The following is a 7,911-nucleotide window of genomic DNA, read 5'->3' as shown; positions in this document are numbered from 1 at the left end:
CCAATATACAGCAGCTGGCACCACTCACCGACAGCACCAACCTGTATTACCTGCAAAGGGGCAATATTAACCTCAGAGCCGCAGTGCGGCAGGAAATCGCCTTTAGCTTAAACCATTATGACCAGACCAATAAAAACACGCTTAATTACAACTTACGTATGTCCGCGGGTCTTGTAAAAGACAATATTGTGGACAGCCTTTTGATTGATGACCAGAACCGGCGCACGGTGTTCCTGGTCAATGCTGACGGGCACAAGTACATTAATTTTAACGGGAGCGTCAGAAAGGCTTTTAAGTTAAAATCCTCAGAACTCCAGTTCAGTCTGAACAGCTATGTCAACGCCAATAAAAATCCCGGATACACCAACAATGTGTTTACTTTTTCAAGTAACCTGAATACAAATTCCGGTGCAAATGTCAACTATACTTACAAAAGCTATCTTGCTGTTGCGCTCGGGCAGTCTTATTCCACCTATCAGTCCAAACAGGAAGCTTTCAATACGCAGTACAGCGGCAAGAACCTTGGGACCAACCTCAGTACAAGCTATAATGTGACCAAAAGGTTTACGCTGTACAGCAATGTGAGTTTCAACAACAGCTCCTCGTCAAACGCTAAAGATGTAAATTTCACCATCTGGAACGCCAGCGCGGTCTACAGGTTCTTAAAAGGCAATAACGCAGAATTTAAATTTTCTGCACTCGATCTGCTCCGCCAGAATACCAGTGTGATCAATTACGGAAATTCTAACAGTTTTACCATAGGTACCCAAAATGTGCTGAAACAATATTTTATGACCACGATCTCCTACTACCCAAGACAGTTTGGAAAGAAAAATAAAGCAAAAAAATAAGGGCCCGGAGGAAATGAGTTCCTGTTTTCCGCTGCTTTGCAAAGTAATTTAAAGGTCAAAACTATATTTGTCTTACCGCCAATGCTTTGATGCTAGTTACGGGTACAGTACCTTTGTACACTCATAGAGGAAAAAATATAAAATATTAAACATATGTATCCAGAATATTTAGTTGAGCCAATGCGTGCAGAACTGACCAAAGTAGGTTTTGAGGAATTGAAAACAGCGGAGGAAGTTGATCAGGCCATCACTGGTGAGGGAACTGTTTTTGTAGTCGTAAACTCAGTATGCGGTTGTGCAGCAGCAAACGCACGTCCGGCAGCAAGGCTGGCAGCAGCAAACGAAAAACATCCGGATAAACTGGTGACCGTTTTCGCAGGTATGGAAAAAGATGCGGTAGACCGGGCAAGAGGTTATATGATTCCTTTCCCGCCTTCATCACCATCAATGGCTTTGTTTAAAGACGGCAAGCTGGTACACATGATCGAGCGTCACCAGATTGAAGGCCGTCCGGCACAAATGATCGCTGACAGTTTGATCGGTGCGTTTGAGCAGTATTGCTAGTCGGGTTTACTTTATCGTAAAATCTTAAAAAGAGGAGCTTTCCAATTGGAAGGTTCCTCTTTTTTTGTTTCATTCTGCCGCAGATAGTTTTATCTTGCCTGCTGTTCTCCAGTTTGTCATAATTGTCTTATTTCCAATTTTGATAGAATGCGGCGGCACGATAAAGGTTCCGGGGGTAATGATGGCCCCGCATATCGCTGCGGGATGAAAAGCTTTCGAGTTATAAACTGTTTTGATGCCTTCATACAGGTAATAGTATTTCAGCGCAATGGCCGTCACACACAGGCAGCCTTCACTTACCTCAAATTCAAATTCACTTGGCGGAACAGTATGTTCTTCCATAGTGATCTCCATGGTCTCGGCAGGGACATTTATATTTAGCCCTGCATGCAGCGCAATCATCGATAACCCAACGGTAAGTGCGCAGACATTGCTCCCCTGGGGGAATTTGAACTTTTCCGGAACTTCAAATTCCGGCAGGCTAATTTTAAGTAAATTCCCGGTTAGGGTCATTTCAGGCGTGGCCAAAAGGCTGTTGATCAATAATGATTTTGGATTGAATTCAAAACCCGATAGACGGGCAAAGCTGTCTTCCTCAAAGGAATATTGCCCGGTTTCTTTATTGAAACATTGTTTTAGCACATCACGAATCGGGCTGGCAAAATCATTGACCATGTCGCCGTCGTAGTTTTTCAGGGTAATTTGCCTTAAATCATGTCTGATGACCCCTGCTAATGTGCTGCCCTGACCAAATGATTTTCCGGCAACTTTTGTAGCTTTAGTTTGTTTTACCTTTGCAGGTTTTGTTTGAATGATGTCCCCATTTTTAGTGCCTCGTTTGAGGACAAGAGGACCCACCAATCCCCTGATGTGTTTTCCATCGAATTTGCCCATAGTTTTTTTATATAAGTTAGTTCGTAAATAACTCCGGGTTTTATTCAGGTTTCTATCCGGTTTTACTGAGTGAAGCGTCACAGTTCTGTGAATGCATACTGAGTGCACCTTTTTACCGAAAAAAGGTGCACTCACCGTGGACTCAGGGTGCACTCACTGTGCACTCAGTGCGAACGAGTACAAAGCCGGGTACAGCCGGGTGTCAAACAAGAATAATTTAGGAGTTATTTACGGTTGATTAAAGATAAGGAGATTTGGAGAAAAAGTATATTAACAAGCGCACTAAAATCATCTTTTTAATAAAAATGTTTCCTGATGTGGTTTTGGATTGGAATAAAAAAGATAAGCAGGAAAGGTTTCCGCTTTAGTAGAGGAAGCCGAACATCCATAATGGAATTTTATGATTGTGGCCTATCTCAATCTCATCCGCAGCCACAAAAGAATTCTCAATATGCTTTATCTGCTTGTTTGTTTTATTTTTTCCGCCAATTTCAAAAATATAATTTTTGAATGAAAAATCACCTTCAGCTGTGTACGTAACGGGACCAAGTTTGCCAATTTGATTAATAAAGAAGCTTTCACGCATATTGCCAACATTACTTTGTTCATTGGCCAGCGCGTACTGCAGGTTTGGATGGTGCAGGTAAATCTTTTCGGGTTTTTGCAGCAGACCGATTCCTTTGGTATCCGGATACAGGCCCCTTATGATCCTTATGTCTTCCAGATATTTGATGTACAGAACAAGATTGTTGCGGCTAAGGTCGATGCGCTCACTTAGTTTTGAAATGTTGGGTTTAAAGGGAACAGACTCTGCGATGATGTGCAACAACAAACGGATCTTTTCTATACTCTTATAGCTGATGTCATGAAAAGCAGGCAGGTCAATGTTGATGGCAAGTGATATAGTTTCAGCGAGTTTTTGGGGATATAAACCGATATTCTCCAAAAAATATGGATAATGGCCGTATTTGAGGTAATTGTCAAAATGTTCGTAAGGACGCATAGTTGCTATCATATCCATTGCTATCGAGGTATGCGTACTCATCAAATCGTTAAAGTTTATCGCTTTAAGGGTAGTGCCCTGTGTGAAGTTGAGGTATTCCCGGAATGAAAGTCCGGCGAGTTCATACATAACCGCCCGTCTGCTCAGATCGCCTTTGGCCTTATTGATGTGCATAATTGAAGAGCCTGTGAAGATGATCTTCAGGTCCGGCTGGTCATCATAAATGTTTTTAATTTCCTGAGACCAGTTTGCATACCGGTGTACTTCGTCCAACAAAAGAAATTTACCGCCCTGCATGACAAATTGATCAGCGAGATCAACCAATGTATGGTCTGTAAAATATAGACTATCTAAACTGGTATACAAAGTTTCTTTGCCTTGAGGCAAGTGTAATTTCGCATACTGTAGCATTAAAGTTGTTTTTCCCGCTCCCCGGGCACCTTTTATGCCGATCAGCCGGCTGCTCCAATCAATTTCGTCTGCCAGGTATCTTTTAAACTCTGTCGGCACTCGTAATAATTTTTGATAAGATTTTTCGAACAGGCCTTCCATATTGCTTATTATTTTTAACAAAAATACTAAAAATTGCTTTATTTAAAAAGCATTATTTATTAATAATGCTTTTTAAATAAAGCAAAATATGATTAAATGAGAAGAGAATTAATATTAAAACATTATGTTAAATTATTTCCCTTTTTGGTTTATTTAGAAAGAGTGGAGCGGATGTCTGAAATAATTACTAATTTAATGCAGTCAAAAATGGCATAAATGAACACAGCGCTCTGGAATAGTATTGTTGATTTTGATCTCGATCATCCGGTGAGTGAGTATGGTTTTTCTACGAGGCTTGAACATGAGAATGGCTGGACAGTCAATTTTGCAAAAGGTGCAATTCTAGAGTACAAGAAGTTTATGTATCTGGCTGCAACCTCAGAATTTATGGTATCACCTTCGGAGATTGTAGATGTCGTCTGGCACCAGCATTTGATTTTTAGTCAGTCTTATGATGCATTTTGTACACTTCTTGGAAAGAAGATCGCGCATATTCCTTCAACCCATAACAAAAATGAATCTTCTAAATTTAAGCTGGCAAAGGACAGGACACAGAGGCTTTACGCTGAAAACTTTGGCTCACAGCCTGCAGAGTTCTGGGAGTTTTCGGATATCTATGAGCCTTTAATGCTAAAGAAGTCCGCCCTTACGGTTTGGAAACTGCTGAGCTTAGGAGTGTTGCCGCTGATACCCGCTGTCTTTGCACTTTACTTCCTTCTTCGCCCGCTGTATATTCATATTCAGAATCCCTATTTTTCAATGGGCTATATGGCAATCCTATTTTGTAGTCTTATTGTGCTGCGGCGTTATAACAGGTCAAGATTAACAGCCCTGGTCAACGGATTTGACAAGTCGTCGTTTCTGTTCAATTTGTCTGCACTTGAACTGGTATATCTTAAAAGGAGCGAGCTCTCAGATGTTGTTCATGGGGTAGTTAATAACATGGTTGCGGAGCAAAAGATTTCAATAAGTCCGGAAGGGAAACTGGCTGTAAAAGATTTTTCGGCCATCAATGGCCCGGTTGAGTTTTGCGTCATGGAGACCATCGGGGAGGAAGTAAGTACGGAATATCCGGTATTATTTAAGCGATTGGTGTTAAAACCCGCTTTTCATAAAACAGAGCGCGCCATGGAAGCTTTTAAAAAGTATTTCAGCAGGTCTGTATATTTTATTCGTCTTTTTGCGGTTAATTTTACTGTGCTTTCGCTTGTGCTGATGCTGGGGCTCGTCAGAGTTGCGACTGGTATCATAAGAGACAAGCCTGTTGTCTTCATCATTTTCATCGTTATCATTTACATTGTTCTTGGGATAAGGCATTTATACAAGTTAAAAGTATTGATCGGCTCAACAACCTTACCAGAGTATTATCAGGAAAACATCCTTGCTGAGAGACCTGTTGATCATGACTGGGAGTGGAATTATTTTTCAATGGGAGCCGCCGTTTTTGTCGCAGCTTTTGTGCCTTTGCATAGTTATGCGGAACGAAATCCGGATGCTGGCTCCGGTTCTTCCTGCAGTTCAGGCTGTTCCAGCTCCTGTGGGGGCGGGGATGGTGGCGGATGCGGGGGCTGCGGGGGAGATTAAGAAATGCTAAAGAAACTGGCCATATATACCTTATTTTTAATCGGTGTTGATTTTTTTATAAATCTGGTTATAAATTTTATTCAGCACAACGCTGGCAGCGTGATCATAACCTCTGTTATCTTAAGGGCAGTTTGCATCCTCGTTTTTTTTCCTTTTGTTGGAATAGTAATCTCTACTCTGGTTAAGGTTAAAGGGAACAGTGCTTTATTGATCATTACGACCCTGACCGTATATGCATTATTTCCAGTGGTGATTTATTTACTGAAAAGCAATAATAAAAGCCTTCCGGAGGTGTATATCGACCTGCATGTGCAGTTTAACCTGTTTGCAGTTGTGTTTTTACCCTATCTTCTAGCGAGTGTCATTTGCATATTAATGTCAAACAGATTAAGGTTATTCTAATTTCCCCGTTATTTCGCCGCTACCCTCCATACCGTACTGCTCACATCATCCGCAACCAGTAGCGCCCCGTCGGGTGCTATGGCGACATCGACCGGTCTGCCGTATACTTCACCTTTCTCTTCATTGGCGATGAAGCCGGTCAGAAAATCTTCGGGCACCCCGCTGGGTTTGCCATTTTTGAAGGGCACGAAAGCTACTTTATAACCCGCCAATGCAGACCTGTTCCAGGAACCGTGCTGCCCGATGAAGGCGCCACTGCGGTATTCTTCAGGAAATTTAGTGCCTTTGTAAAAGGCCAGGCCCAGAGATGCGGTATGTGCACCAACGGCCACGTCCGGCACGATGGCCTCAGCGACCAGGTCAGGTTTTTGTCCTTTTAGTCTGGGGTCTTCGTTCTTGCCGAAATAAGAATATGGCCAGCCGTAAAAGCCGCCTTTTTTAACGCTGGTGATGTAGTCGGGAACCAGGTCGTCGCCAAGGCCGTCACGCTCGTTTACTGAGGTCCATAATACATCTGAGGCTGGCGCCCAGTCCATGCCTACCGGATTTCTGAGTCCGCTGGCGTAGATCGTTTCACCGGTGCCGTCTGGATTTACGGTCAGGATAGCCGCCCTGCGGATCTCGTTTTCCATGCCGTTCTCGCCGGCATTGCTGCCCGATCCCACGGATATATAGATTTTGGAGTTGTCTGCGTTGGCGATCAGGTTGCGGGTCCAATGGTTGTTGTAGCCGCCTGCGGGCAGTTCAAGAATTTTGGTGCCGGAAGCGGTGATTTTGGTATCGCCGGTTTTATAAGGATATTTCCAAAGTCCGTCGGTATTGGCTACGTAAAAGGAATCACCAATGATCAGTACGCCGTAAGGCTGGTTCAGACCGCCGAGGAAATTGGTCTGTAATTCGGCTACGCCGTCTTTGTTGGCATCCCGGAGGAGGACGACGGTGTTGGCACTTTCGCCCGTTACTTCTGCTTTGGTCTTGCCGGTGATGGCACCGACAACTTTTTCTTTGAGGGAACGTTCAGAATTGCTCAGTACGACGAAAATATCCCCATTGGGGGCTACATAGATATTGCGGGGGCTTTTAAAATTGCTGGCATATTTGCTGACGGTAAAGCCATCAGGTGCGGTTGGGGTTTTGCCTTCAGGCCAGCCGATCACTTTGCTGAATTTGGTCATTGCGGCATTGGTATCTGGTGCGGGGAGGGCAATGGAGCCGGTTGCTGTGGTATCCATAGTGACTGTATCGGTGGCCGATGCTTCATCTTTGGAATTGCTGTTGCAGGCCAGTATGCAGGGTATTGCTGCAAGGAAAAGGAATGATGGTTTCATTTTGATAAGGCTAGATTTCATTTTCAAAGAAAAGGTTATGTTCATGAACCTGTTCTTCGTTTTAATCATAACACCTAATCTCGCAGGATGTTTAAAAGCTGGTTAAGAAATTGATTAATCCTCTAAAAATTAAGATTTAAGGGACGCTCAAACTGTAAATACGGAAAAATCTGCTGTTATAAAATTCCCTGCAGTTTCAACCAGACATTTTGCGCGAGGATCTGATGACCTTCGGCGGTTGGGTGGATGCCGTCCTGCTGGTTGAGTTTGCTTACACCGCCAACGCCATCCAGTAGAAATGGAACATAGGTCATGTTGTTTTTGCCGGCCAGGTCGCTGAACAGGGCTTTAAATTCTGCGGTATAGGCAGCGCCGAGGTTTGGCGGCATCTGCATACCGAGCATCACCATTTGGGCTTTCGGGTATTTCTTTTTGACCTTGTCGATCACCGCCTGCAGATTGGCCCTGGTTTCTGCAAGAGGAAGGCCTCGCAGGCCGTCATTGGCGCCGAGCTCCAGCACAAAGATGCTTATGGGCTGTTTCAGCAGCCAGCCGATCCTGTTTTTTCCGGCGGCAGAGGTTTCGCCGCTCAGTCCGCCATTGATCACTTTGTAATGCAGGTGTAAAGAATCGATTTTTTTCTGAATGAGTGCGGGGTAGGCTTCAGTCGGGTCCACGCCGTAACCGGCGGTAAGGCTGGTCCCGAAAAACAGGATATTTTGCTGTTTTGCAC

At 43.8% G+C, this 7,911-nt stretch carries 7 protein-coding genes; 3 read left to right on the top strand and 4 right to left on the bottom strand.

All coding sequences use genetic code 11. From position 1 onward, the window contains the following. Together VK541_RS01385 and VK541_RS01380 are read left to right on the top strand one after the other, a co-directional pair. The coding region (locus tag VK541_RS01385) for a hypothetical protein (RefSeq protein WP_324366162.1) at nucleotides 1–851 on the top strand (851 nt) is incomplete at its 5' end. A 153-nt stretch (nucleotides 852–1,004) separates the two neighbouring features. Further along, a complete protein-coding gene (locus tag VK541_RS01380) occupies nucleotides 1,005–1,415 on the top strand; it encodes a BrxA/BrxB family bacilliredoxin (protein WP_324366160.1) in 411 nt (136 codons plus the stop codon). Between the two features lie 69 nt (nucleotides 1,416–1,484). Here VK541_RS01380 and VK541_RS01375 read toward each other — a convergent pair whose 3' ends face one another. Beyond that, nucleotides 1,485–2,309, bottom strand: coding sequence for a hypothetical protein (locus VK541_RS01375; RefSeq protein ID WP_324366158.1), 825 nt, complete (start codon nucleotides 2,307–2,309; stop codon nucleotides 1,485–1,487). A gap of 364 nt (nucleotides 2,310–2,673) precedes the next feature. Then, entirely contained in the window at nucleotides 2,674–3,864 is a 1,191-nt protein-coding gene (locus VK541_RS01370) for an ATP-binding protein (RefSeq protein ID WP_324366156.1), read from the bottom strand. Nucleotides 3,865–4,080: 216 nt separating this feature from the next. On the opposite strand from VK541_RS01370, the gene VK541_RS01365 reads away from it, so the two are divergent. Then, complete coding sequence (locus tag VK541_RS01365) at nucleotides 4,081–5,448, top strand: hypothetical protein (protein ID WP_324366154.1); 1,368 nt, start codon at nucleotides 4,081–4,083, stop codon at nucleotides 5,446–5,448. A 410-nt stretch (nucleotides 5,449–5,858) separates the two neighbouring features. Here the strand turns inward: VK541_RS01365 and VK541_RS01360 are convergent, their stop codons facing one another. Both VK541_RS01360 and VK541_RS01355 read right to left on the bottom strand, forming a co-directional pair. Next, a complete protein-coding gene (locus VK541_RS01360; RefSeq protein ID WP_324366152.1) occupies nucleotides 5,859–7,178 on the bottom strand; it encodes a sorbosone dehydrogenase family protein in 1,320 nt (439 codons plus the stop codon). Nucleotides 7,179–7,354: 176 nt separating this feature from the next. Further along, on the bottom strand, nucleotides 7,355–7,911 hold a 557-nt coding region (locus VK541_RS01355), incomplete at its 5' end, for an arylesterase (RefSeq protein WP_324366150.1).

The organism is Pedobacter sp. (assembly GCF_035317785.1).
Lineage (GTDB): Bacteria > Bacteroidota > Bacteroidia > Sphingobacteriales > Sphingobacteriaceae > Pedobacter.
Note: the sequence above shows the minus strand (reverse complement) of the source record. Positions and strands in the feature narration are given on the sequence as shown.

Coding starts and splice junctions, on each gene's coding strand:
- VK541_RS01380 (WP_324366160.1), top strand. CDS start 1,005: ATGTATCCAGAATATTTAGTTGAGCCAATGCGTGCAGAACTGACCAAA.
- VK541_RS01375 (WP_324366158.1), bottom strand. CDS start 2,309: ATGGGCAAATTCGATGGAAAACACATCAGGGGATTGGTGGGTCCTCTT.
- VK541_RS01370 (WP_324366156.1), bottom strand. CDS start 3,864: ATGGAAGGCCTGTTCGAAAAATCTTATCAAAAATTATTACGAGTGCCG.
- VK541_RS01365 (WP_324366154.1), top strand. CDS start 4,081: ATGAACACAGCGCTCTGGAATAGTATTGTTGATTTTGATCTCGATCAT.
- VK541_RS01360 (WP_324366152.1), bottom strand. CDS start 7,178: ATGAAACCATCATTCCTTTTCCTTGCAGCAATACCCTGCATACTGGCC.